We start from the raw sequence: 26,369 nt of genomic DNA on the forward strand, positions 1-26,369 counted from the left end.
TGTATATTTTTCAAAATAGTTCACGTTGTGGCAAGGCGGCAAAATGAGGATATCTCAGGGAGCATACTTTACCGAGTGAAGCCAACACAGCCACAGCGGGAAATAAGAAGAAAAAAAGCCAGCTAATGCTGGCTGGTAAAAATACCATTACTCAATAAATGGGGGAGTAAACCTGCAATAAACAGGTCAATAGAGCTACTTACTGACTTCTATTATCTACGGAATGAAATATATTAAAATTGATGCATTTTTTGCCGGAGTTCCTCTTTTATGTCTAGTTCTCGGTTACAAACCCAATTTGTCCGCCTATGGCAACATTTTCAGGGAAAAAACAGTGAAACCACCTTGCAGCACCTTTCTGATATTTTGTTTTGCTCACGCCGACATGTCCGCACGTTACTGAATAACATGCAGTCCCACGGTTGGATCAGTTGGCAAGCAGAAGCGGGTCGAGGAAAACGCTCCAATCTGATATTCCATATCAATGGGTTAGAGCTACAGCAGGCCCAAGCAGAACAATTATTAAAAGAAGAAAGTATTGATAAGTTAGTCGCACTGGTTGGGGACAAAGAAACTATTCGCCAAATGGTGCTCTCCGAACTAGAGCGTAGCTATCGGCAGGGTAAAAACCTATTACGTATTATTTATTATCGCAATTTTCCAAATTTATTACCCGGCACCCCAATGCGCCGCTCAGAAATTCATCTCATGAGCCAAATATTTAATGGGCTAACTCATCTAAATGAGGAAAAAGGGGAAGTCGAAAATGGGATAGCCCATCACTGGCAAGCGATGAGTGATCAACATTGGCGGTTCTACCTACGCCCTGCCATCTTTTTTCATCATGGTCGCGAGATGCAAGTTGATGATATTATTCATTCATTAATGCGTTTAAAACAGCATTGGCCATTATTCTCTCATATCCAATCGGTCACATCCTCCCAACCTTATGTGATTGATATAAAACTTAGTCATCCCGATAAACAGTTTCCTTGGTTATTAGGCAGTCCTCATGCAGCAATCCTGCCTAAAGAATGGGAAACATTGAATAACTTCAGCCAATGTCCTATTGGAACCGGTCCATATCAAGTGGAAATTAATACCTCGCAAAAGCTGACAATCCAAGCCTTTGACCGCTATTTTGGGTATCGAGCCTTACTGGATGAAGTGACTATTTGGGTGGTACCAGACCTTTCTGAGCAAATGGTTTGTACTACATTGAAAATGGATGGAGATAAACGCCATAATGATTCCTTAGAGAGCAGAATGGAGGAAGGTTGCTATTTTCTCTTGTTCGACCAGCGTTCCGAACTATCTCAGCGGGAAGATATACGTAAATGGTTATGCAGCTTTTTAACACCCGTTAATCTACTCGCCCATTGTGAATCTTTTTATCAACGCCATTGGGCGCCCGCATATGGATTATTGCTCCATTGGCACCACAGTAAAATGTTATCTCAACGCACCAAACCTAAAGATCTGACCGAATTAACCGTCACGTTTTACCGCCATCACCATGAATTTTTTGCTATCAGCCAGATCATGAAACGGGTTCTACAGACCCAAGGTGTCGAACTGAAAATCAATATTGTGGACTATGATGATTGGTTTAATGGAAATGCGAACAGTGATATTTGGTTATCCACCGCCAATTTTTATAAGCCTCTAGAGTTTTCTATTTTTGCCACTCTGTATGAAATGCCATTATTGCGCCAGTGTCTCAATCAAAACTTAGAGAATGAATTGCAGCAATGGCGGCAGCAAGCCTTGGATGTCGAGTCTTGGTGTGAAAGCCTGATTGATTCACAAGTTTTCCACCCTATTTTTCATCATTGGTTGGAGTTACAAGGTCAAAAAACAATGCGAGGTGTACGCATGAATACGTTTGGTTGGTTTGACTTTAAGTCCGCTTGGTTTAAACCTTCTGAAGATAATACACAGAATTGATGATAGTTATAAACAGCTAAAGTGAGTGAGATGAATTTTATTCACTTTTTCTGTGGATATCCATGTTAACAACCAGATAGTAATCAGGGCATATCCTAAATGTTATTTTTTAATAAAAAAAGAAAGGATTTAATAAATACAATAAAATCATTAGATTAAAAAGATTTAATGGCAATTATCCACTGTGGATTTTTGACCTATTATTGTTTAGGAGTCTAACTGAACAAAGATCAAGCAACGTCTGATTTATCCACAAGGAATGTACTTAAGTTAGTCTATTTCTGTGATCAAGTTCAACAAATTACGATAGTCAAGGCTGTAAATTCACACAGTAATCCTAATTTTTCACAGTTATCCAGAAATCCTGTGGATAACCTAGTGCAAGATCCTGTGATTATCTTGGGATGAATTTGGATAACCCTAAAAATATTTCATTCCCCAGACCATGATTAGTTAATATTGGTAAGTATATCAGTTAGTTAAACAAGTCTAACAATCAGTGTTATAATTCACTTACTCAGCGGTTATTTTATTGTCTATTTTTTAAACAAAAATTAAACTTTCTATGTCTTTTACACCACCTTTGCCACCTGAAAATGAAACGGCTCTGCTAGAAAGGGCTCAAGCACTAGCAGGATACACTCTCGGCGAACTCGCGAATATCGCAGGCATTGCTATACCTCCTAACCTCAAACGGGATAAAGGATGGGTTGGCACACTGCTGGAGTACTTTTTAGGTGCTACCGCAGGAAGCAAGGCTGAACAAGATTTTGCTGATATCGGAATTGAACTGAAAACGATTCCGATAGACCGTCATGGTAATCCCCTAGAAACCACATTTGTCTCCGTCGCTCCATTAACTGGAAATAGTGGGCTTACATGGGAAAACAGCCATGTGCGACGTAAACTGTCTCGAATATTGTGGTTTCCGATAGAAGGAGAGCGTCAAATTCCTCTCGCCGAGCGGCGAGTCGCTAATCCATTAATCTGGAGCCCTTCTCCCCTTGAAGAGCAATTACTGCGCCAAGATTGGGAGGAATTGATGGATCTTATCGTGCTCGGTAAAGTTGAAACCATCACCGCTCGCCATGGGCAGGTATTACAAATTAGACCCAAAGCGGCGAATAATAGAGCCTTAACTGAAGGTGTTGGTGAATTTGGGCAACCCATTATGACGTTACCCAGAGGTTTTTATTTAAAAAAAGATTTTACAGGTCCATTATTAGCGCGACATTTTAATCTCGGTTAATTCGTCAAGGCATCGCCTGAATCGTAGCAGACGATTATTTACTCAATTTTGAAGGCATAAAGATGTTTGAGTGGTTTTTAGATCCCAATGCTTGGATGGCATTAGCAACCTTAACAATCTTGGAAGTGGTGTTAGGGATCGATAATATTATTTTCTTAAGTATCGTGGTCAGCAAACTCCCAGCTCATCAGCAAAATAGTGCAAGGCGTATCGGGCTCATCGCCGCAATGGGAATGCGCTTAGCGCTATTAGCGTCTATCGCGTGGTTAGCTCGTTTAACGACACCATTATTTACCTTTGCAGAGCATGCTATCTCCGCTAGAGATTTAATTTTATTTGCTGGGGGACTTTTCTTGATTTGGAAGTCCAGTCAGGAAATTTTTGATACTATTGAAGGCGAAGATGATGAGAACTTGCTACAGAAAAAAGTGAGTTCATTTTGGGGCGCGATCGTCCAAATTGCCATACTTGATATTATCTTTAGCCTTGACTCAGTGATTACTGCGGTTGGCTTATCTGATCACCTCGTTATCATGATGGCAGCGGTGATCATCGCGGTACTGATTATGATGTTTGCAGCCAAACCAATTGGTGAATTTGTAGATAGATACCCATCGGTAAAAATCCTTGCGCTGTCTTTCCTCATTTTAGTGGGCTTTACCTTGATACTCGAAAGTGTACAAATTCACGTATCTAAAGGTTATATCTACTTTGCTATGTTCTTCTCCATGTCAGTGCAGATGCTCAATATTCTGCGCAGTAAAAAATGGAAAATGAAACAAAAACAGAAACAGCAATAATGTCATCCTAAAGTAAGGCGCTTTTTGCTGCGGCAATCGCGCCTTCAACTGCCTTTTTCGCTTGAGGGCTATTTTTCCAACAACTAGATCCTGTTAATGCCGCTCCGGAAATCAATATTTCCTCATAAGAAGCATCACTGAGTTGTTGTAAAGATGAGAATCCCATTTGTTCCAGTCGACTAATCACCATCGGTCCAACACCTTTAACTGACAATAAAAGCTGTTTTTCTTCTTCGGAAAATGACATGTAACTCCCTTTTGTCTGTAAAATCACGGTAATTGAGCGTATATTTTGCAATTAACCTATTTATTAATTTAAAATCCTATTATAGGTCTTATACTTCCTCAAATTGTGCTCCCTACGTGCTCATTATTCGCAATTTGAAATTAGATAATCATAAAAGTCATTGATGACTTTGCGATAAATACCGAAATGTCGCACTAGAAAATACTATCTTGCAGGTATTCATAATGTATAGCAATAAAATCACCAACACGCGCCATATGTCGATGAAATTGTCCGATGGACGCACACTGTGTTGGTATGAAGCAGGTCCTGAGCAGGGCTTTCCTGTAGTATTCTGTACAGGGGCAGGAATGAGCGGCATTCTTGGTTTTGGTATTGACCGTCTTGATGAACTCAATATTCGCTTAATTACCCCAGAGCGCGCGGGCTTGGGTCAATCGACACAAGATGAATTTAAATCCTTATCCCGTTTTGCCCAAGATATTCAGCAGCTACTCACTGCTCAAAATATTCAAGATTTTTCTGTCATCGGTTTTTCTCAGGGCGCCGTATTTGCAATGGCATTAGCCTACTATTGTTCTCCCATTTCTTTATCATTAGTTTCAGGACAAGATCAGTTTGATTTTCCAGCCATAAAAAAACAACTCAAAAAAGATGTGATTAATATGCAGGAACAAGCAATTAAGACTCCTGATTCATTATCTGATTGGCTAATGCGAAATGTGACGTCCCAATGGCTACTGGCATTTATCCTCAATTGTAGCGCTGAAATCGATCAACAAATCTACAGTGAAGAACATTTTCTAGAAGCTTATAGCGAGTGTATGGAGCGGGCTTTTGTGCAAGGGAATCTTGGCTATGTTCAAGATTTGCTCATCGCCTTACAACCATGGCAATTTACGCCTGAAGTCATCCGCTGCCCAGTAGCCTTATGGTATGGCGAATTAGATGTCAGCGCGGTTCACTCCCCTGATTTTGGTAAAACATTGGCTCAACGCTTCCCAGATAGTGAGCATTTCCTGTTTTCCAATGAAGGAGGTGCAGTGCTGTGGACTCAAGCTTACTCTATCTTGGCTCACCTAAAACAACACAGTATTAGAGCATAAAAAAACGGCGCCTAATCATTAGATTGCGGCGCCATTTTTAATATCGATTTAACGATTATTTTTTAGAAGCTTGGATATACAACAATTCCAATGCAATCGTCGCCGCAGCGAGCGCAGTGATTTCAGACTGGTCATAAGCAGGTGCAACTTCCACCACATCCATCCCAACAATATTCAGAGATTTAATGCCGCGCAGTAGCTTCAATGCTTTATCAGACGTTAAACCACCAATCACTGGCGTACCTGTTCCAGGTGCAAATGCAGGATCCAGACAGTCAATATCAAATGTCAGATAAACAGGCATATCTCCAACGATCTGTTTGATTTGAGCAACCATGTCATCAACACCACGATCGTTCGCTTGAGCCGCATCTAATACGGTGAAACCGTTGTCAGTATCGTGCTCCGTACGGATACCAATTTGCACTGAATGATTTGGGTCAATCAAACCTTCTTTAGGTGCATGATAGAACATAGTTCCATGGTCATACAGGCTGCCATTACCGTAAGTATCGGTATGAGCATCAAAGTGGACAAGCGCCATTTTACCGAAATGTTTAGCGTGAGCGCGCAGCAGCGGCAACGTAACAAAGTGATCGCCCCCAAAGGTTAAGCAGCGCTTGCCGGATTCCAGAAGTTTTTCCGTGTGGGCTTGTAGCTTATCGCACATATCTTGCGCATCACCGAAAGCAAAAACCACATCACCGCAATCAACCACATTTAACTTATTTTTGAGTTTGAAATCCCACGGCCAGCGATGGCTTTCCCATGCCAGATTTGTAGAAACTTGGCGAATTGCCGCAGGTCCATGACGGCTACCAGCACGACCTGAAGTCGCCATATCAAATGGAACACCCGTGATCACCCAATCAGCATCAGAGCTGTATGGTTGAAAATTCAATGGAAAACGTAAAAAACCAAATGCGTTTGAAACCAGTGAGTTATCAACCTGATTTCCTAATGTGCTATTAATCATCACTGTTCCTTAATCATTCATCTTCTAAGTAAGTGTAGCCGTACAACCCATTTTCGAACTCAGTTACAAAATCTTTTTGTAACTCTTCACTCAGTCCAGTGCCTTTGACTTGTTCGATAAAGCTCTCTAACAGAACCTCAGGGACCAATTTCACGTATTGCAACATATCTGCAACCGAATCGCCCTCTTCACTCTGTAAGTAACGGGCATTACCTTGGCTATCTATCCATACATCAACCGCGGCAGTATCACCAAATAAGTTATGCATGTTGCCTAAAATTTCTTGGTATGCCCCAATCATAAAGAAGCCAATCATCGGAGGATTTTCTGGATCATATGCAGGCATTGGCATGGTAGTTTCCACGCCATCACCATCAACATAATGATCAATAATACCATCTGAGTCACAGGTAATATCGAGAAGTACCGCACGTCTATCCAGTGGCTTATCTAAGCCCTCAATTGGCAGTACGGGGAAGACTTGGTCAATCCCCCATGCATCAGGTAAAGACTGGAATAATGAGAAATTCACATAGAATTTATCCGCCATGCGCTCTTGCAGTTCATCAATAATTGGACGATGAGCACGGTTGCTAGGGTCTAAGTCTTGCTGAATACGACGACAGATATTTAAGTATAGCTCTTCTGCCCATGCACGCTGAGTCAAGTCAAGAACACCATGAGCGTACTGAGTATGCGCTTCTTGCAAGTCAAACTGGCTATCATGCAACCATTCACGCAGTGAACGACTATTGCCTTGATGCTGCATTGATTCCCATGTTTCCCATAAAGAAATCAATGAACGCGGTGCATCTTCACTTGGTGGTGAAGTTTTGGTGAATTCATTACGTTCAACCCCGATAACATTCGAGACTAACACTGTATGATGAGCCGTTAATGCACGACCAGACTCGGTGATCACAGTTGGGTGTGGTAATCCAAATTCTTCACACGCATCACCAATGGCCCAAATCACATTGTTTGCATACTCATTCAACCCATAATTGACGGAGCAATCTGACTGAGAGCGAGTACCTTCATAGTCCACACCTAAACCGCCACCCACGTCAAAGCATTCAATATTCACACCAAGTTGATGTAACTCGACATAAAAACGCGCGGCTTCACGAACACCTGTGGCGATATCACGGATATTCGCCATCTGGGAACCTAAATGGAAATGCAGTAACTGCAAACTGTCTAGGCGATTTGCATTACGTAAAATTTCCACTAATTGCAGAACTTGGGTTGCAGCCAATCCAAACTTAGATTTTTCACCGCCGCTTGCCTGCCATTTACCTGAGCCTTGAGATGCTAAACGAGCACGAACCCCTAAGCGAGGGGTCACATTCAAACGTTCAGCTTCTTTTAGTACCATCTCAATTTCGGACATTTTTTCGATAACAAGGTAAACCTTGTGACCCAATTTTTCGCCGATAAGTGCTAAACGAATATATTCGCGGTCTTTATAGCCATTACAAACAATCACGGTTCGTGTACGACCCGCATTGGCTAAAACCGCCATTAATTCCGCTTTAGAGCCAGCCTCAAGTCCCAGCGGTTCACCGGAATTCACTAAAGATTCAATAACCCGACGCTGCTGGTTAACCTTAATAGGATAAACGAGGAAATAATCCCCTTTATAACCGTATGACTCACGCGCACGTTTAAATGCCGCGTTAATTGACCGCAAGCGATGTTGCAAAATTTGAGGAAAACAGAACAATGCCGGCAAGCGCAAATGCTCTTGCTCTTCTTTAACTTGATAGACCAATTCGGCGAGATCGACGACGGTATCTGGATTTTCAGGATTCGGGCAAACACAGACATTTCCGCGCTCATTCACCTGATAGTAACCACCTCCCCAATACGCGATATTGTAAGTTTGGCGTACTTTGCGGGCGATATTATCATTCATAATAAACTCCTAATATGGAGGGGTGAGTGATGCGTTTTCCTTCCAGACAGGCACCAACCAAAGGCATGATGCAACTGGGCAGTAATGTCAGGGAAACAGCGATACTCAGATTGTAAATTAAAAGTGCTTAGATCTTCTAAACGGTGACAATATAAATCCTTCGACTTAGCAGATTACTGACTAAGTATTAAAGATCTATTATAGAGATGACGGTAACTTCGCGATGAAGTAAACAATGACAGGAAAGTAAATGCCAATGTCACGCGGCGATCCGCATATGACGGTTGGGTACTGTTATTCAGCAGATTATGGATCATTGCCCATTAACCCCCAATATAACTGTTTTTCCCTTAAAATTTTAATCGTGTATTAAAATTCAATCGGTTAAAACATTCCTGATAGATAGCAGATGCTTGTTTGACCTGCTGGTATATAACGGGAAACAACGACCATCCGTTACGGTCGCAGTTTATACCCCGAATAGCCCTAAAATGCAAAAGCAAATTATCCAAAATGCTATTTTTATAATAAAACGAACTGAATTAAAGGATTATACCCTTATCATTTTAAGCTTAAAAATTGGTAGAAATTCTCTAATGAAAAGTCTAGAATAGCCGTCTAGATGTTAAAACATCCAATTATAAATGTTCTTCGAATTCTTAAGGTATTAATCTCATGTCTACACACCTCTTTACTTCTGAGTCCGTATCAGAAGGGCATCCGGATAAAATTGCAGACCAAATCTCTGATGCGGTTCTTGATGCTATTCTTGAGCAAGACCCAAAAGCACGCGTAGCCTGCGAAACGTATGTTAAAACAGGCATGGTGATGGTTGGCGGCGAAATAACGACCAGTGCATGGGTCGATATTGAAGAAATCACACGTAAAACCGTGCGTGAAATCGGCTATACCAGTTCAGACATGGGCTTTGATGCCAACTCTTGTGCCGTATTGAGCGCAATTGGTAAACAATCCCCTGACATTAACCAAGGCGTTGACCGTGCAGATCCTTATGAACAAGGTGCCGGCGACCAAGGCCTGATGTTCGGTTATGCAACTAACGAAACTGACGTATTAATGCCAGCACCGGTGACTTATGCTCACCGTTTAGTGCAACGTCAGGCTGAAGTCCGTAAAAATGGCATGCTGCCATGGCTACGCCCAGATGCAAAAAGCCAAGTGACTTTCCAGTATGATGACAACAAAATCGTGGGTATCGATGCCGTTGTCCTGTCAACTCAGCATTCTGAAGATATTCATCAGAAAGAGTTACACGAAGCAGTTATGGAAGAGATCATCAAGCCGGTTCTGCCTGTTGAGTGGTTATCTCCAGCAACTAAATACTTTATCAACCCAACGGGTCGTTTTGTTATCGGTGGACCAATGGGTGACTGTGGTTTAACAGGTCGTAAAATTATCGTTGATACCTACGGCGGCATGGCTCGTCATGGTGGTGGGGCATTCTCTGGTAAAGATCCATCAAAAGTTGACCGTTCAGCAGCTTATGCGGCACGTTATGTAGCAAAAAATATTGTTGCTGCGGGTCTGGCTGACCGTTGTGAAATCCAAGTTTCTTATGCTATCGGTGTTGCGGAGCCAACCTCTATCATGGTTGAAACTTTTGGCACAGGTAAAGTTTCTGAAGACTTATTAGTGAAATTAGTCCGCGAATTCTTTGATTTACGCCCTTATGGCCTGATTCAAATGCTGGATTTATTACACCCAATTTATCAGCAAACTGCATCTTACGGTCACTTTGGTCGCCCACAATTCCCTTGGGAAAAAACCGACAAAGCGGCACAACTGCGCGAAGCTGCAGGTCTGTAATACTCAATGACGTGATCTCGCTTCATCGAATAAAAACCCATCTTACCGATGGGTTTTTTTATACCTTGAGTTTATCCCATCCCCAATGAATTAATTAATAGTTACATTCGCCTCATTTTTTGGGCAGAATAAGTTTATTAATTGACTCATCGAAAGTGATTACTTTTCAGAACGGGGTAATAACTGGAAAATTGCCATCCCTGCTATCATCGCCAAGGTAAACAGGATTCCTTGAGTTAAACCCATTCCTGTCAATAAAATTGCAGGCCCTGGACAAATACCCGCTAATCCCCAACCAAGACCAAACAGCACACTGCCAATCACTAATTTATTGGTGATGACTTTGCTGGTTGGGATCTGTAATGGGCAGTTTAGTAAGCTCGCTGGGCGCTTCTTAACACACTGGTAAGCAATACCGCTAATCACCATCGCCACAGCCATGGTCACCAATAAGGATGGATCCCAGTTACCGGTTACATCTAAAAAGGCGAGAATTTTCGCCGGATTTCCCATACCTGCAAGGAGCAAACCAAATCCAAATAAGAGACCCGATAACAACGCAATAATAATAGGCATCGTGGTTATCCCCTTAAACCAAAATGGTTGATCACGGCTACAGTGACAAATGCTACCAGCATAAAAATCACCACTGCGACAATAGAACGACGGGAAAATCGTGCCATTCCACAGATCCCATGACCACTGGTACATCCCCCTCCCAATCGAGTACCGAAACCAACAAGTAATCCCGCCACAATCAGTAACGGCGTTCCTGTTGTAATAACCACTTCAGGGGTATAAACGAACAAAGTGAACAATAGTGGAGATACCATAATTCCGAGGATAAATGCCACCTTCCATGCCGTATCCCCTTTTGCCGGTTTGAGAATACCCGCCAATATTCCACTAATTCCGGCAATGCGACCATTGAAAATAAGCAATATTGCTGCTGCTAATCCAATCAATACACCGCCAATTGCCGCTGACCATGGCGTGAAATTCGCCCAATCAATTGTCATCTGACTTCCCCTTTATAGGACAATAGAGCTGATACAACGTATTGAGCAAAATGAATAATTTCTCATCAGCGATAGAATAGTAAATTCGTTTACCTTCTCGACGAGTGACGACTAACCCTTCATTACGCAATACTGTTAATTGTTGTGATAGCGTTGGCTGCTGGATGCCAAGTGAAATTTCTAAATCACTCACACAGGCTTCTCCTTGAGTCAACTGGCACAGTAATAACAACCGATCTGGATTCCCCAATGTTTTTAATAATGACGCCGTCTGCGTTGCCGCTTGGGTCATTGCTAAAAGCAGTTGTTCTGAAGTTGGTTCCTTCATCATATTCACTTCTAGTATTATTATATTTAAAAACAATATATATTTTGATATATTATATGTCAATTATTGCTTGTTTGAATTACCTGTCATCGCGTATTCTTTAGCTTATGAAAACCATTCGCGTCCCTATTTTGCTACAGCAACGGGTGATGAAAACCCTTAGAGAAAAGCTGGCTTTAGCAGAACAAAAACTGGAACAATCATTTCCAGAGCCAACCATCAACTATAAACAGCGGGGAACCACCGCGGGTAGCGCCTACCTAAAAGATTGGGAAATTCGCGTTAATCCCACATTGTTAATTGAGAATCCCGATGATTTTGTGGATGAAGTGATCCCTCATGAACTTGCTCATTTGCTGGTTTATCAGGTTTTTGGCCGCAAAGGGATTGCGCCCCATGGCAACGAATGGAAATGGATGATGCAGCATGTGCTGGAGGTGCCAGCCAAACGTACCCATAACTTTGCAGTGGCGAGTGTCAAAAGCCAAACATTCACTTATTTATGTGGCTGTAATGTCACTCATGAGTTGACTATAAGGCGCCACAATAAAGTACAAAGAGGGGAAAATCAGTATTTATGTCGTCGGTGTGGGGAAATTTTAAGGCGGGAAATTACGTCAACGGCAGAGAGTTAATTCCCTGCCGTATCAGAATATGGGGCTGAACTTAAGCGAACTCCGTCATCACTAATTTAGCGATTTCAAAGTAAATAATCAGTCCAGTACCATCAATGAAAGTGGCAATAAAAGGTGCAGAAACCACCGCAGGATCCACTTTTAATTTTTGTAATACCATCGGAATAATTGAAGAAACAATCGCACTCCACACGGTAATCGCCACAATCGTCAAGCTCACGACAATGGTAACTTCATAGCCAACGCCCAAGATCCAAGCTCGGATCAAGGCCGCACCACCAATGGTGATAGCCACTAAAAATGATGTAGACACTTCTTTTTTCAGTACCGCACCGATATTACGTAAGCTCACTTCCCCCAGCGCCATTGCTCTCACAAGAGTTGAGGTAATCTGAGTTCCGCTGTTTCCGCCGGTTCCGATGAGTAATGGAATGAAGAATGCCAGAGCAATCGCCGCTTCCAATTGTTCTTCAAATGCTTTTAAAACTGTTCCCGTATACGCTTCTGCGACAAACAACATCAATAACCATACCACGCGCTTGCGCCATAAAGTCACTGGGCTGGTCTCTAAATACGGTTCTTCAAGCGGTGTTGTTGCCCCTTGCAGTTGAGCATCGAGGGTATTTTCATCTTCAATCAGTTCAGCAATATCTTGTGGACGTAAAACACCCATTAATTTGCCAAATTGCACCACAGGGATCATATCCAAGCCGCTATGATTAATTAAATCATAAACATCATGGCGAGATTGCTCTGGGGAAACAGAAAAATAATTGTGTCGCATAATATCCGACACTAATAAATCTTCAGCTGCTGAAAGTAATGATTTAACGGACAGAATTCCATTTAAATAATTGTCGCTATCAACCACAAATAAATACGTTGGAATTTGTTCACCATCGAGATGTTCAATAAGACTTTTCTTCACACATGCCACAGAATCCGCAACTGAAACCGGCAAATATGATTGACTCATATAAGCTTGAACAGTTGAATCATCAATTTTAGTCGGTTGTGTTTGAGGTGATTTTTGACGTGCGTTTTTCATTGCGGACTGAGCAATAGCTACAGTACCCGCTTTGTTCTGGGTAGATAATGTCATTTTTTTGGTCCCTAGTTACTGTTGGTTACTCAAACAGTACTCACATAGGGGCGAAACCAGATGAGAGAATGCGTTCGCTATCTCTTCGTCTCGGTTTTAGCACTATACAACGTATCCTGAATAAATCAGGAAGTTACATGGGGATATACCTTCGGTCGATATATCCTGTCCTGATCTTGGGCGTCTCTAGACGTCGTCAGATCAGTAACCTATGTTTGTATAGGAGCCTCGCCTAACGAGTTACTGCACTTTGGATGCGGCGCGAATTATACCCACTGGCTAATTAATTGCCACCCTCTAAATACTTTGTTTTTTTAATAGCCTCCAGCTCGTTTAGGCTTTGTTTAAGTTAATGTATATTAAAAATTCTCCGTGTAACCAATTGTAACTTTAATAGAAAATTATATTAATCATGATGCTTGAAATATTAGTCACCAAAGTAACTAATTAAATAAAAATAAATATTTAAAAAAACAATTTATTTTTTATGAATAAAAAAAGCTGCCTTATTTATTTAAAAATAAGGCAGCTTTAAAAAAATAATTAGTTATTACGCGATTTCAGTATCGCCTTGTAACTGGCAACTGCATGCCAATACATATCCTGAAGCAATTTCTTCAGCCGTTAGTGTCATGGTGCTAGACGTCGTATAGTTCCCAGAAAGTACTTTGGTTTTACAACTCCCACAAACTCCTGCACGGCAAGCAGCAATAACGGGCTGCTTGTTTTGCTCTAATGCGGACAATAACGAGGTTCCTACTGGGACACTAAAATTCACCAAACGATGACGAATTTTCAGGGTGAGAACATCTTCACTCACCGCCTCATCCCCGCCGACCGAGAAACGCTCCATAAAGAAATGATCTGAAGGTACACCCAGCTCAGTTGCAAACTGTTGAATATTCTTCATGTACGGTATCGGACCACAGGTCATAACAACCCGAGAAGCCACATCTGGAACTAATTCTTGCAATTTTTCTTTGCTAAGACGCCCTTGAGCCACTCCACCATTATCTGGCGTTTCTGCCATAATGCACAGTTGTAGACGTTGCGGATAACGTTGGGCTAGCTGCTGCCATTCCTCAGCAAAAATCACTTGCTTGTTATCACGAACATTAAACAACACTTTGACATGGGTTTCGGGGCGGTTTGCCATCAACCAGCGAGTCATCGACATAATCGGTGTCACTCCGCAACCTGCGGCAAGCATCAGATACTGGCTACTTTTTACATTGGCACAGGTGAACTCCCCTTGCGCCTCAGACAGCCACAAATAGTCCCCCGGTTTAACCTCTTGGGTTAACCAACTTGAACCCGTTCCATCTTCCAACCGTCTCACGGTAATAGAAATAAAACGGCTTTGTCCTGGTGAAGAAGACAAGGTATAGGCTCGCATCACTTCATCACTATTTTTAATACTCACCAATGCATACTGCCCCGGAGAATAAGAATAAAAATCGTGGTTGATGAGGTTGATTGTCCAAACATCCGAGGTTTCTTGTACGATAGAATGGATTTGCATTCTGTTTGGGCACAAGCTCGTTGGCATCGTCATGGCTTTACTCCTTTCTAGGGGGAAAGTACTCCCCCTGTCCTTATCATTAAGCAGGTAAGATTTCTGCCAAATCTTGTTCAACAGTCGTGATACTGCGCATACCAAATTTCTCATTCAGAACATTTAATAAGTTCTCAGTTAAGAAACCTGGCGCAGTTGGTCCGGTGTAAATATTTTTGACACCCAAAGCCAACAACGTTAGCAAGATCACAATCGCTTTTTGTTCGAACCAAGAAAGGATCAAACTCAATGGTAAATCATTAATGCCACAGCCTAATTTCTCAGATAAATTCACGGCTAACATAATGGCAGAGTAAGCATCGTTACACTGACCTACATCCAATAAGCGTGGTAAACCTTCTAAAGTACCGAAGTCCAATTTATTGAAACGGTATTTACCGCAAGCTAAAGTCAGGATCAGGCAATCTTCTGGCACACTACGCGCGAAATCAGTGTAGTAACTGCGTTCGCCACGGCTACCATCACAACCCCCGACTAAGAAAACATGGCGCAATTTTTTCTGTGCCACTAAATCAATCACGGCATCCGCTGCACCTAATAAAGTTTGGCGACCAAAACCAACCGTGATTTTGTGTTCAATTTCAGTGTATGGGAAACCGGACATTTCCTGTGCTTGAGCAATCATCTCAGAGAAATCATCTTCTTCTAAGTGTTTAACACCCGGCCAGCCAACAATGCTTCGAGTCCAAATTCTAGCTTTATACTCGCCAACATCTGGGTCAATGATACAGTTAGAGGTCATTAAAACAGGCCCAGGGAATTTAGCGAATTCTACTTGCTGGTTTTGCCAGCCACTACCGTAGTTACCCACTAAATGTGCATATTTTTTCAATTCTGGGTAACCATGTGCTGGCAGCATTTCACCATGGGTATAGATATTGATGCCTGTACCTTCGGTCTGCTCTAACAACATTTTTAAATCTTGTAAATCATGACCTGAAATTAGGATACATTTGCCCGCAACTGGGCGAACGTTCACTTCAGTAGGAACAGGATGACCAAACTCGCCTGTTTCACCCGCATCAAGGATTTCCATGATCTTAAAATTCATTAAGCCAATGGCCATCGCATTGTCGAGCAGCTCATTCATATCAGCGGGTAATGTACCTAGCCACGCCATGATTTCATGGTATTGGCCATAAACATCATTGTCATACTGACCAAGAACATGGGCATGTTCCATATAGGCCGCTGCACCTTTTAAGCCATACAGGCACAGCATGCGTAAGCCGTGAATATCTTCGCCAATTTCAGCTTTATCAATATTTAACGCAAATTTTTCTGCTTGTTTTTGCAGCGTAGGGATATCTTTCCCTTCTAGCTGAAGATTGATCAGTGGGTGATTAAATGCCACTGCACTATTCACAGATAGGCAATGTTTAACTAATTTATCACGCAGGTAAATGGCTTCACGGGCATAACCAATAATGCGTTCTGAATCGAAGTTAACGTTAGTTAATGTAGAGAAGAAAGCGCGCGGGGCAAAACTATCAACATCATGGTCAATAATACCTAATTCACGAGCAACTACGGCACTTGCTGATAAGCTTTGTAGCACCGCAACTAATAAATCTTGTAAGTCTGATGTTTCAGCTGTTTTACCGCACATACCTTGCGCGTATGCGCAGCCATTAGCTGCTGGAGTTTTTATTGTTTGTTCACATTGCACACAATACATGGGAAAACCTCTTTAAGTTGCATTTCATATACAACATTAAGATTACCCCTTTTATAGGAATAGAAAAGCATCTTAAATCGCTATCTGATGGTTTGTTGATCTACATTAACTTTCACTATAAATAAGAATTATTCAATATTGTAAAATAGCTATATCTACCTACTCAGCACAAATTTTAACTAGGGTTTCAATGCAGTATTGATATACTGTCTAGATAAGTTATTGTTATAAAATCACTTAAAGAGAATCGAAAAACGATGACCCAAGATAATTCCAATCATCAATCCAATAATCACCGTCACTTCCAGCTTCTTCGCAAGCTGAAAGAGTCTGATAAAACCCCTGTTAAAGTTCTTTTCTTAGCGGCCATTATCGGAGCTGTCGTCGGGTTGATTGGCTCGTTGTTTATGCTTGGTACCGAATGGGTGAGCAGTCTGCGGATCTCTTCCGTTAACCAGTATGTCACCAATAAATGGTTAATTATTGCCGCCATGTTTGTGGTTTCTGCACTGTTAGCCATGATGGGGTATTACTTAGTAAAACGCTTTTCCCCTGAAGCAGGGGGTTCCGGGATACCTGAAATTGAAGGTGCTTTACAGGATTTACGCCCTGTACGCTGGTGGCGAGTGATCCCAGTGAAATTTATTGGCGGATTAGGCACATTAGGCTCTGGAATGGTGCTTGGGCGCGAAGGTCCAACCGTACAGCTTGGGGCAAATATTAGCCAAATGTTTTACGATATCTTTCGCCTTAAAGATAATGAATCTCGCCATACCTTACTGGCGACAGGTGCAGCTGCGGGTCTCTCGACAGCCTTTAACGCCCCTCTCGCCGGAATTTTATTTATCATCGAAGAGATGCGCCCCCAATTTAAATACAGCTTAATTTCTATCAAAGCGGTATTTATTGGCGCCGTTACTGCCACCATTGTATTTCGCTTAATCAATGGGGAAGGCGTAGTATTAAATATTGGGCAGTTTTCATCAGCCCCAATGGATACACTTTGGCTCTATTTAATTTTAGGGATGCTATTTGGTGTGGTCGGGATCGGCTTTAACCGTTTTTTACTTTACCTACAAAGCTTATTTCTCGCGTTCTATCAAAACAAAGTTTCTCGCTTTGTTCTGATGGGAGGGTTGATTGGTGGTAGTTGTGGAGCCATTGGTGTATTCGCGCCAGAAATTGTCGGTGGCGGTTATTCCGTTATTCATCAGATGATGGCGAATAGCTTCACAATCACCATGTTAATGGTATTTTTTGCCCTGCGTTTTTTAACCACCACCATCAGTTTTAGTTCTGGTGCACCGGGGGGGATCTTCTCGCCATTACTGGCATTAGGCACGCTATTTGGTGGAATTTATGGTTATGGGGTTCTTGAACTATTTCCACAATACCAAATTGAAATTGGAACCTTTGCGATTGCAGGAATGGGAGCGTTATTTGCCGCTACAGTTCGTGCACCACTGACCGGGATCGTCCTAGTCCTTGAGATGACGGATAATTACCAATTAATCCTACCGATGATTATAACCTGTATTGGCGCGACAATAGTGGCACAGCTCTTAGGGGGAAGACCGCTGTATTCCGTATTATTAGAAAAGTCCCTAGAGCGCAGCCAGAAGCAGGCTGAAAACACAAGTCAATAGCAAAAAAATGGGTTGCTTTTGCAACCCATTAATCAAAACTTATCTATTTCTTCTTAGCAATCAATGTCGCAAAGTTGAGTTTGATTCGATTACCTTGGGCGTCCGTTCTATGTAAATGTCCCGGATTTTCATTGTATTTAAGAATTTCCCAATCATGGTAATACTGCTTCAACTCATCTGGCTTCAAGAAGCACTTGAATGGCACCATATCTAATGGGGCATCTGGTGTTTCTACCGCACAAACCACGACATTAATCCCACCGCTTAACGTATGTGCTTGCATATCAGTGATGATATCGCTAATTTTTTCTCGCTGTAAGAACATCAATACAACGGTAGAAATGATCAAATCATAGTCACCTTGAATCTGGTGGCTATTGATGTCATAGAGCGCAGTATGAATATTTTCAATACCTGAATCTTTTTTCACTGTCTCAATGGCTTGAATATGATTCTGATTAATATCCACCGCAGTAACGTCATAACCTTGCTGAGCAAGATAAAAACTATTGCGCCCACGACCAGAACCTAGATCTAATGTTTTACAGGGTTTTGCGAGATTATTTTCACAGAGGTAACGCACTTCAGAGTGCGGCATACTGAGGTCATATTTTTTATAGAACGCCAGTTCTGGACGGCATAAAAATGACAACTGACAGCGCATGTCATCGCTGCAACCTGCAATACGATGCCAAACTTGAGGTTCAATCACCGGTGGTTGATTTTCAGTATCAAAAGTAAACTTTTGTTCGCTACCATCATCGCCAAAAATAATAAAATCTAACGAACCTTCAAGTACATTCAATTGTGCAAAAGTATCTTCTTTGGTGTTGTGGCGGTCTTGGAACATCAATGGAACAGAAGCTTTGTCCCATACTGGCATTGTTTTATAGCACACTAATTCAGTCATACAGTCACCATTAAGTTGCATTTTAAATGCATCTTATAACTTACTTACTCAGAGTGCAAAGCTTTCATGAATTGGTTACAGAGTGATTGATATTAATCAACCTCCCGGCTAACGGGAGGCTCAATAAGAAAGATTAATAACCGAGTTGTTTGGCGCTAAGCCCTAGAAACTCAAAAGGTTTTGAATCAACATACTGGGCTGTTGCATCCCCAGAATAGATGTGGCTTTGCTCTTCACCTAAATCAAGTTTTTTCACTTTTCCTGTTTCACTAGAAAAATCTATTTTCTTTAAATCTGTCCAGAAAACATTTGGTGTTAGTGCTGATTCAAAGAAATAGAGCTGACGTTTATGGTCAACTAATGTACGCCAACGGGTAGAGGAAATTTCAGGAGATTCTTCAGATGTCAGACCATAAGGGACAGAGACATTACGGATTACACCAAAAACACTGGCGACCGCTTTATTCGGTGTCGTACTTTGGGGAATGGCATTCACATAAAATTGTGCCCGCGCAAATCGATCTGCTGAGCGGTTAGTCCCCGGTAACATGACCGTGCCACCAATTCCTTGCCAATATTCTTGCATTGCTAACTGCTTTTCATAGGCTGGCGAATTGGTCATCACTTGGTATTTACGGCTGTGGTGGATAACTTGTTTGCCATCAATATATTCAACTATTGCGCTATCACCACTCGGGTCAGAAAGGGATAAATGCAATGCCGCTAAACGGTTTTGGCCGGGTACATTATCTGTCGCGACAATAAATGGATGTTGTTCTAATGCAGTCACAGCCTCAGCAACACTGGCATAATTATCCAACATATATTGCGCCCATAATGAGAGCGAAATAGCAGGCTGCTTATCATCCAGCTCTGGGTATTTGGATTCAGCAAGCCATAATAAATTCGCCACTAAACCTTTTTCATTGATACCATCAGTCGTTGAAATATCGTAGCCAGATGCAATCACACTACCATATTTAGATTTCCATTTGAGGGAGTTAGCGCCAGCTACACCGTCTCTATCCATCCCGCGAGGGAAAATCCATAAGTTAGTGCCAATATCATATTTCCAATCCATCGTTCTGCCGGTCATAATTTGATTATTTTCACCGAGATAAACAACACGGGTACAAGCCTGAGAAACCATGGTAGGAACATAAATAGCAGCGATAGTTAACAGTGTGACAATGCTTTTCTTCACAAATCGCATCTTGCCTCCAAAAGGTGTGGAATTGATAGCGTAGCTAAACGACATGAATGAACAACCGAGCCTTATATTCAGTATAAGATGTTCGGTTTGTTATGTGTGTGTAGACCATGAAATAAAACGCAATGAGGATTAACAAAACCTGCTAATCCCCTCAATTCGCATAATACGGCAATTAATCGCTAATTATTTGCAGAAGAGAACCAAGTGCGCAATAAGGCAGCTTTTTTAGCGTTATCAGGTATCCCAAGCGCTTCATCATATAGACTAATCGATATCTGGCATACCGTGGCAGGTGATTTTTCACCCGCTTCTAAGTTTGTCAATATGCTAACGTCATTACCATATTTTGTCACTAAATGCGTTCTTAAGTCGGAGAGTATCTGTTGATATTCAGCCTTAGAAAGTACTGGCTGCTTAACACCTGCTTCTCCCGAAATTAACAATGCATTAATAGCACTGATTTGTTTTAGTAGTACATTTTGACTTTTTTGTGGCGGAATAATATCAGCTGAGTCCCTTAATTGAGGGAACAACGCGTTGAAACAGACTTTTCCTGTTGGATCTTCAGCTAACAAGGCTTTCAAGTTGTCATTTACTTTTGCCGTAAAATTAACCACAGTCTCATCAGAAGCATAAGGCATACGCTCAACCACTAACTTCATCGATTGGCTAATAATCAAATCTAATAACTGACGACGTAATTCTTCATTAGCGGGGTCATATTGTGACATTAAGCTTTCAAAATTTTGATAGGTCACTGGGCTTATTTTCTTAATCGTCACAAGGATCGGCAGTTCCTTCTCAACTTGAGCAATCGCTTCAGAATGAATCGCACTATTGCTTTCCGTTGATAGCACATTGTTGTCTTTGCTTAACCAATAGAAACCAAGGGCAAAGCCAATAAAAATGATGCTAATCACCAATGCGGTTTTACGTGGACTGTTTGTATTCAAAATGACCCTGCCTTTTAACGATAAAACAAATACTGAAATTCAAGTATAAATAATCTTAGTCTATTTTGCCTGTTTGAGGGAATGGCATAATATAAACAATGCGTTCTGCACAATTATTCTATCGTCGAGTGGGGTTCTAGCGCTATAGGAATAAGGTTAAAATGGCGAGAATTTAGTGAAATAAATTGAACAAAAAAACCTCAATACCTGAATCAGCATTGAGGTTCTAGTAAAATAAAGATTACTTAGCTTGTACACCTTCAACAGATAGCATTAATTCAACTTCTTGGGATTTAGGACCTAAATCAGATTTAATATTAAACTCTTTCAGCTTAATATTTCCTTTAGCTTCGAAACCAGCACGGTAGCCTCCCCAAGGATCCTTACCTTCGCCTGTTAATTTTGCATCTAAAGTAATTGGTTTTGTTACACCGTTTAACGTGAAATCACCTGTGATTAGGTATTTATCACCTTCTTTCTTAACTGCGGTAGAAACAAATTTTGCTTCTGGGAATTTTGCTGCATTTAAGAAATCTGGGCTACGTAAGTGTTTATCACGTTCTGCATGGTTAGTATCGATACTGCCTGTTTTAATGGTGACTTCAACCTTATCTTTAGCAGGGTCTTTTGCATCATAGGTAAAATTACCATCAAAATCTTTAAAACTACCGTATAACCAGCTATAACCTAGATGTTGAATACGAAATTCAATAAACGCATGTTGGCCTTGTTTATCGAATGTATAATTTTCTGCAAAAGCAGAGCCAGCAGTTAATAATAAAGCACCAGATGCAAGACCTAAAATAGATTTCTTTAACATAACTCTCTCCACGTTATTTATCGGGGTTAAAACCCAGCATTCTTTTTAAAGTAATATCGCCATCATAAAAATGGTGTTTTAGTGCAGCAAATGCATGTAAAACGGATAACAAAACAACAGCCCAAGCTAAATAAAGATGAATTTCACCCGCACTGTCAGCTTGAGTTGCAGCACCAGTAAATAAGGCTGGAACATTAAACCAACCAAATACACTAATTGGTTGTCCATCTGCAGTTGAAATCAAATAACCACTAATTAAAATACTGAACAAAATAATGTAAATCAGAATTTGTGCAGAGATAGAAGCTACTTTGGTTAATTTGCTATAACTTGGTAATGGTTTTGGTGGTGGTGAAATAAATCGCCAAACCACGCGAAAAAGCATAATAAAAAACAATAACATTCCTATGCTTTTATGTATTTCTGGGGCCTGATGATACCAGACATCATAGTAGCCTAAGCTTACCATCCAAAGGCCTAATGCGAACATTCCATAAACGACAATTGCAACTAACCAATGAATGAGCAATGATATATGCCCGTAACGTGTGGTACTATTTTTCCATTGCATATTAAAAGCCATATAGTTTTAAATTAATAACCTAGATAACCAGGCTGTAATAATCATAAGGTGAAATTAATTTTATTCCTACCCTAAAGTTAAACAAATATTTTGTTGAAGATATTCAAATAGTATCATCATAAATACAAATATATCCTCTAGATACTTAAACAATAAGAAAAGGTTTAATTTTAATCGAATTATATAAAGATATTTATTTTTATGTAAATAAATCAAAATAAACAAGAATTTAAAATAAGTGGATTAGCTTAAATTCAATGCTTATTCTAATTTTTTATATGATATACAGAATATTTATAAACATAGTTTATTTATCTTAAAAAGACTAGCCAATATTTTATAAAATAAATTCCTCAAAAATCTTTCATATCAAATTTTAATTGATAATCTAACTCTTGCCACTCCTCCACCTACTTAAAGGTTAATGTATGTATACACTCTGGATAGCCAACAAAAATTATTCGTCATGGTCTCTTCGTCCTTGGATTTTATTGAAAATATTGCAAATCCCTTTTGAAGAAAATCTCTGTTACTTTGAAAATGGAAAAAGTAGCCACGAAAAATTTCAGCGTTTCTCCCCTAGTGGTCAAGTACCTTGCTTAATTGATGGCAATCTAACCATATGGGATTCATTAGCCATCTGTGAATATGTCGCAGAGGATTTTCCTCAAGTATGGCCAAAAGAAAAACAAGCAAGGGCATGGGCACGTTGTGCTAGCGCAGAAATGCATTCTGGATTTACTGCATTACGCCAACAATGCCCGATGAATATCACAAGATGTGAAGCATTACCTGAAATTTCCCATGAGTTACAAGCCAATCTCAATCGACTCCAACAATTATGGCAAGAAGGATTTGATAGATTTGGTGGTCCATGGCTGGCTGGCAAAGAATTTACGACCGTAGACGCATTTTTCGTCCCCGTAGCTTCCCGAATTCATAGCTATCAACTTCCAGTTAATACTCAAGCTAAACAGTGGGTTGACAATATTCTCGCTTTACCCGCAATGCAAGAATGGCAAAAGTCAGCCTCCCAAGAACCTCAGATTGAGCACTAAATCAGAATAAATAGGGTTAGGGCTAGAGCTAACCCTATTTAATGTCTATTTTGATTACTAAAAAAACATCTGTACGAGCATCAAAATTACGTTTTAATCAATTTGGTTTCAAAATGTGCTATGAGCGCCTATTTTGAAACCGTACTGCTATAAGTTTTCATCCCATGGGTCTGCTGTCAGTACATTCCCTGTTGGCGTGTGCAATGTCACAAGATCATTTTTAAACCACTCCGCCAATGAAAAACCACCTTTTGGCGTTTCTACATAGATGTCAATTGGGCAATAGGGTGTATTAGCTTTAATGGCAAACTGTGCAAAGTCTTCTTTTTGTTGGCGAGTTGGACAGCGGATCACCACATCGAGATCGCCATCAGCCAACATACTTTGAATATCGGTAGCTAATGTATATGCACAACTCCCTGTTACGCCCCATTTCCATGGCCAATTATGTTGCGAAATCAGTAATAGAACTTGAATCGGAGGAAGTGCAATAAACATTGACCGCTGTAGTTCAATCGAATTCGTCACCAATGATTCCACATTCATAATATGAGTTATTGCGGATTTATTAATCTGGGTCGTTACGCGTTGGTGAGGTTTGATCCCACGAATGGCAACCGTCAATTTATTGTCTTCGGCTTTGTCGCGGTATACGGTCAGAGGAAGCTTATGATTCCACTGGGATCGAACCCACTCAGGCAGTGATTCCACAGGCACATCGCTATTGCTACCCACCCAAACAAAATCATGGGGATTAATTATTTGCATTTATTCTTCCTTTCACATGACAACATATTGCTTTTACGCTGTAGGTATTATGCATTTTTTATCTCAGATAAATACAGCGCCAATCTCAAGCCATAGTTATTCTGCCTTGTATTTCACTCTATCAATAACTAAAATCGATGCTAAATGTATATTCATACTGTCATATGATATCATTCAAAACTCTTAGTAATGAATGAGTTAGATTACATTTTATGAGCGTCATATTATGAAGAAAATCCCCGCTATTCATGACGGCATTATATTCAGTAGTTGCCTAATTCTCAGTGCCTTGGCCGCATTGGCCCTCATTGATGTTCAAGCCGCCATGTGGGCAGCCTTTTCGACGCTATACTCATTCAACCTATTCAGTGCAGCGAAAGAATATAAAAATTACTTCTATACTGCCTGCTGTCTCGCCATGATCTTAGTCGCTATTTTGATTGGAGATACTTTACGCTTAGGCACTGAATTTTATATTTACTTAGCCGTTTTTTCATTTATCTATTATCAGTTATACGGGACAGATCCGATGATGGATTTAACCATGAAATTCATGATTATCATGTCCACCATTGGTACAATACTTCCCGCAATTTCGAAAAGCCTGACTCTTGGATTTTTAATTGGTAGTGGTGTCACCCTACTGGTCTATTCAGCACTTAGCCAAAAAATGACGCGCCATTCAATTATTACGCCGTTACTTGTTGAAAAGAATTTAGTCACGCTTCGAAAGAATATTATTCCTCGCTCAATGACATATGCGATTGGCTTACTACTCACGTTGGCAATCCCAAGAATGATCGATCTCGGGCACTTTTATTGGACATTGCTGACTTTTGTCTTCGTACTCCACCCTAAATCACAGAGTATTGTGAAGATAACCTTACAAAGAGTTGCGGGTAGTTTAATTTCTGTGTTATTCCTCTTTTTACTGTTCAATACCCCATTGATGCCTTATATCGGGCTAGTTGCTATCCTTGTTTTTGCTTTTTTGCTGCCAATGAGCTTCCACCATGGCTACACCTTTATGACATTCGTTGTCACTAGCTTGATATTATCGGTTCTAGAGCAAGTTGTTTATTGGCGACATCCCGCCTACACCCTATTGTTTGATCGAGTATTAGAAACCGCACTGGGTGGAGCTATCGCAATTATTACCAGTATTGTGTTGAAATTATTTCGAGAAAAAGCAAAACAAAATTAGCACTATAATTCGCGCCATAGGGCTAATTTCATTTTTATTATCCATTGATTACCACGGTAAAGGGGCTTTTTCCCCATTCGCATGCTCACCATAATACAATGAAGGAAGAAAGCGTGATAAATAGGTAAATTCGTTATAGCAATGGCGCATTAACTCTAAACCAATCTCGTCAGATAACTCAGTACGTGGGTCACTAAGAGACGCACCTAGAACAAATCGACTACGAAGTACACATCCAAAATCAGTATCTCTGGTTAAATGCACCATTTTCCCATCTATAGGATATCCCTGCTCATCCATTAGCACATGGTCACCAAAGCCGATTGAAGCACAGACTGTACCTGAAATAGTTTTATTCTCAATCGCTTGAGCGAATAATTGTTTATCGAAAAAGTCTGAAGCTTCTCTAAACTTGAGCTTAGCTGCAACAGGAGGAATCGAACCTAAAGACTCAACCGCATGAATTGAAGCACCGATAAAACGCTCCCCTTTTTTCCAATGCTCATCCCAACCATGGTGAGCAACATGATCATGAGGATGCCACCAACGAATATGCTGAGTCGTTTCAAAAAAAGTAAACCACCACTCCAACATTCGCCCTTTGCAACCATGCAAATCCGTTCGTACTGCGACGGTTAATAATCCATTTTCATCACGTTCAATTCCCATCTCCATACGTAGAGGCTTTGAAAGCAATAGCTCATTGACATCATCAACGGCCCAAATTTTATGTGTTGTCATAGTCATCGTCCTGAATAATATTAATTAGGAAACTAAATTTGTTTCCCAATTAATTTCAGGGTAAA

The 26,369-nt window shown here is 40.8% G+C and carries 25 protein-coding genes and 1 riboswitch; of the genes, 9 read left to right on the plus strand and 16 right to left on the minus strand.

Going from position 1 to position 26,369, the window contains the following annotated elements; translation table 11 throughout:
• The first annotated feature begins 270 nt into the window (after positions 1 to 270).
• From sgrR to EL244_RS12645, 3 genes are all read left to right on the plus strand, one after another.
• On the plus strand, positions 271 to 1,947 hold the full coding sequence (gene sgrR, locus EL244_RS12635) for an HTH-type transcriptional regulator SgrR (RefSeq protein ID WP_126461308.1): 1,677 nt from the start codon (positions 271 to 273) through the stop codon (positions 1,945 to 1,947).
• Between the two features lie 565 nt (positions 1,948 to 2,512).
• A complete protein-coding gene (gene mutH, locus EL244_RS12640; RefSeq protein WP_006815026.1) occupies positions 2,513 to 3,196 on the plus strand; it encodes a DNA mismatch repair endonuclease MutH in 684 nt (227 codons plus the stop codon).
• 62 nt (positions 3,197 to 3,258) lie between these two features.
• Positions 3,259 to 3,996: a TerC family protein gene (locus EL244_RS12645; protein WP_006815027.1), complete on the plus strand. Its 738-nt coding sequence runs from the start codon at positions 3,259 to 3,261 to the stop codon at positions 3,994 to 3,996.
• Between the two features lie 7 nt (positions 3,997 to 4,003).
• On the opposite strand, the gene EL244_RS12650 is transcribed toward EL244_RS12645, so the two are convergent.
• On the minus strand, positions 4,004 to 4,243 hold the full coding sequence (locus EL244_RS12650) for a helix-hairpin-helix domain-containing protein (protein WP_126461311.1): 240 nt from the start codon (positions 4,241 to 4,243) through the stop codon (positions 4,004 to 4,006).
• Positions 4,244 to 4,467: 224 nt separating this feature from the next.
• Here EL244_RS12650 and EL244_RS12655 point away from each other — a divergent pair, with 224 nt between their 5' ends.
• Positions 4,468 to 5,349, plus strand: coding sequence for an alpha/beta fold hydrolase (locus EL244_RS12655; protein ID WP_126461314.1), 882 nt, complete (start codon positions 4,468 to 4,470; stop codon positions 5,347 to 5,349).
• A gap of 55 nt (positions 5,350 to 5,404) precedes the next feature.
• Here EL244_RS12655 and speB read toward each other — a convergent pair whose 3' ends face one another.
• Entirely contained in the window at positions 5,405 to 6,325 is a 921-nt protein-coding gene (gene speB, locus EL244_RS12660) for an agmatinase (protein ID WP_006815030.1), read from the minus strand.
• 13 nt (positions 6,326 to 6,338) lie between these two features.
• Positions 6,339 to 8,243 carry a biosynthetic arginine decarboxylase gene (gene speA, locus EL244_RS12665; RefSeq protein WP_006815031.1) on the minus strand — a complete coding sequence of 635 codons (1,905 nt, stop codon included), beginning with the start codon at positions 8,241 to 8,243 and terminating at the stop codon, positions 6,339 to 6,341.
• Positions 8,244 to 8,918: 675 nt separating this feature from the next.
• On the opposite strand from speA, the gene metK reads away from it, so the two are divergent.
• Entirely contained in the window at positions 8,919 to 10,070 is a 1,152-nt protein-coding gene (metK, locus tag EL244_RS12670) for a methionine adenosyltransferase (protein WP_006815033.1), read from the plus strand.
• A gap of 159 nt (positions 10,071 to 10,229) precedes the next feature.
• On the opposite strand, the gene EL244_RS12675 is transcribed toward metK, so the two are convergent.
• Genes EL244_RS12675 through EL244_RS12685 form a run of 3 tightly spaced genes read right to left on the minus strand, consistent with a single transcriptional unit; the run spans position 10,230 to position 11,420 of the window.
• Entirely contained in the window at positions 10,230 to 10,646 is a 417-nt protein-coding gene (locus EL244_RS12675; RefSeq protein WP_006815035.1) for a DUF6691 family protein, read from the minus strand.
• Positions 10,647 to 10,651: 5 nt separating this feature from the next.
• Positions 10,652 to 11,089 (minus strand): YeeE/YedE family protein, encoded by a 438-nt coding sequence (locus tag EL244_RS12680; RefSeq protein ID WP_126461317.1) that lies wholly within the window; start codon positions 11,087 to 11,089, stop codon positions 10,652 to 10,654.
• Complete coding sequence (locus tag EL244_RS12685) at positions 11,079 to 11,420, minus strand: ArsR/SmtB family transcription factor (protein ID WP_006815037.1); 342 nt, start codon at positions 11,418 to 11,420, stop codon at positions 11,079 to 11,081. Before EL244_RS12685 ends, EL244_RS12680 begins: the two co-directional genes overlap by 11 nt.
• A gap of 104 nt (positions 11,421 to 11,524) precedes the next feature.
• Between EL244_RS12685 and EL244_RS12690 the strand changes: the two genes are divergently transcribed.
• Entirely contained in the window at positions 11,525 to 12,052 is a 528-nt protein-coding gene (locus tag EL244_RS12690) for a SprT family zinc-dependent metalloprotease (protein WP_006815038.1), read from the plus strand.
• A gap of 31 nt (positions 12,053 to 12,083) precedes the next feature.
• Here the strand turns inward: EL244_RS12690 and EL244_RS12695 are convergent, their stop codons facing one another.
• The 3 genes from EL244_RS12695 to hcp all read right to left on the minus strand — a co-directional run bounded on the left by EL244_RS12695 (position 12,084) and on the right by hcp (position 16,408).
• Positions 12,084 to 13,100, minus strand: coding sequence for a magnesium transporter (locus EL244_RS12695; RefSeq protein ID WP_223844831.1), 1,017 nt, complete (start codon positions 13,098 to 13,100; stop codon positions 12,084 to 12,086).
• Between the two features lie 128 nt (positions 13,101 to 13,228).
• Positions 13,229 to 13,401: riboswitch (M-box (ykoK) riboswitch) on the minus strand.
• A gap of 303 nt (positions 13,402 to 13,704) precedes the next feature.
• Complete coding sequence (gene hcr, locus EL244_RS12700; RefSeq protein WP_126461320.1) at positions 13,705 to 14,709, minus strand: NADH oxidoreductase; 1,005 nt, start codon at positions 14,707 to 14,709, stop codon at positions 13,705 to 13,707.
• A gap of 46 nt (positions 14,710 to 14,755) precedes the next feature.
• The gene (gene hcp, locus EL244_RS12705; RefSeq protein ID WP_006815041.1) at positions 14,756 to 16,408 is read right to left on the minus strand and encodes a hydroxylamine reductase; all 1,653 of its coding nucleotides are present in this window, start codon (positions 16,406 to 16,408) and stop codon (positions 14,756 to 14,758) included.
• A gap of 257 nt (positions 16,409 to 16,665) precedes the next feature.
• On the opposite strand from hcp, the gene clcA reads away from it, so the two are divergent.
• Positions 16,666 to 18,054 (plus strand): H(+)/Cl(-) exchange transporter ClcA, encoded by a 1,389-nt coding sequence (gene clcA, locus EL244_RS12710; RefSeq protein ID WP_126461323.1) that lies wholly within the window; start codon positions 16,666 to 16,668, stop codon positions 18,052 to 18,054.
• Between the two features lie 43 nt (positions 18,055 to 18,097).
• On the opposite strand, the gene tehB is transcribed toward clcA, so the two are convergent.
• From tehB to EL244_RS12735, 5 genes are all read right to left on the minus strand, one after another.
• Entirely contained in the window at positions 18,098 to 18,985 is an 888-nt protein-coding gene (tehB, locus tag EL244_RS12715) for an SAM-dependent methyltransferase TehB (RefSeq protein ID WP_006815043.1), read from the minus strand.
• Positions 18,986 to 19,097: 112 nt separating this feature from the next.
• Positions 19,098 to 20,177: a linear amide C-N hydrolase gene (locus tag EL244_RS12720; protein WP_039855150.1), complete on the minus strand. Its 1,080-nt coding sequence runs from the start codon at positions 20,175 to 20,177 to the stop codon at positions 19,098 to 19,100.
• Between the two features lie 179 nt (positions 20,178 to 20,356).
• Positions 20,357 to 21,130: a topoisomerase IV gene (locus EL244_RS12725; RefSeq protein WP_126461326.1), complete on the minus strand. Its 774-nt coding sequence runs from the start codon at positions 21,128 to 21,130 to the stop codon at positions 20,357 to 20,359.
• Positions 21,131 to 21,371: 241 nt separating this feature from the next.
• Positions 21,372 to 21,950 (minus strand): YceI family protein, encoded by a 579-nt coding sequence (locus EL244_RS12730; protein ID WP_039855154.1) that lies wholly within the window; start codon positions 21,948 to 21,950, stop codon positions 21,372 to 21,374.
• Between the two features lie 13 nt (positions 21,951 to 21,963).
• The gene (locus EL244_RS12735) at positions 21,964 to 22,521 is read right to left on the minus strand and encodes a cytochrome b (protein WP_039855155.1); all 558 of its coding nucleotides are present in this window, start codon (positions 22,519 to 22,521) and stop codon (positions 21,964 to 21,966) included.
• Between the two features lie 440 nt (positions 22,522 to 22,961).
• Here EL244_RS12735 and EL244_RS12740 point away from each other — a divergent pair, with 440 nt between their 5' ends.
• Positions 22,962 to 23,591 (plus strand): glutathione S-transferase family protein, encoded by a 630-nt coding sequence (locus EL244_RS12740; protein ID WP_126461329.1) that lies wholly within the window; start codon positions 22,962 to 22,964, stop codon positions 23,589 to 23,591.
• Between the two features lie 147 nt (positions 23,592 to 23,738).
• On the opposite strand, the gene EL244_RS12745 is transcribed toward EL244_RS12740, so the two are convergent.
• Positions 23,739 to 24,359 carry a malonate decarboxylase holo-ACP synthase gene (locus tag EL244_RS12745; protein WP_126461332.1) on the minus strand — a complete coding sequence of 207 codons (621 nt, stop codon included), beginning with the start codon at positions 24,357 to 24,359 and terminating at the stop codon, positions 23,739 to 23,741.
• A gap of 226 nt (positions 24,360 to 24,585) precedes the next feature.
• On the opposite strand from EL244_RS12745, the gene EL244_RS12750 reads away from it, so the two are divergent.
• Positions 24,586 to 25,563, plus strand: coding sequence for an FUSC family protein (locus tag EL244_RS12750; protein WP_126461335.1), 978 nt, complete (start codon positions 24,586 to 24,588; stop codon positions 25,561 to 25,563).
• 48 nt (positions 25,564 to 25,611) lie between these two features.
• Here the strand turns inward: EL244_RS12750 and EL244_RS12755 are convergent, their stop codons facing one another.
• The gene (locus EL244_RS12755; protein ID WP_126461338.1) at positions 25,612 to 26,304 is read right to left on the minus strand and encodes a DAPG hydrolase family protein; all 693 of its coding nucleotides are present in this window, start codon (positions 26,302 to 26,304) and stop codon (positions 25,612 to 25,614) included.
• Positions 26,305 to 26,369 lie beyond the last annotated feature (65 nt).

The organism is Providencia rustigianii, assembly GCF_900637755.1.
GTDB classification, from domain to species: Bacteria; Pseudomonadota; Gammaproteobacteria; order Enterobacterales; family Enterobacteriaceae; genus Providencia; species Providencia rustigianii.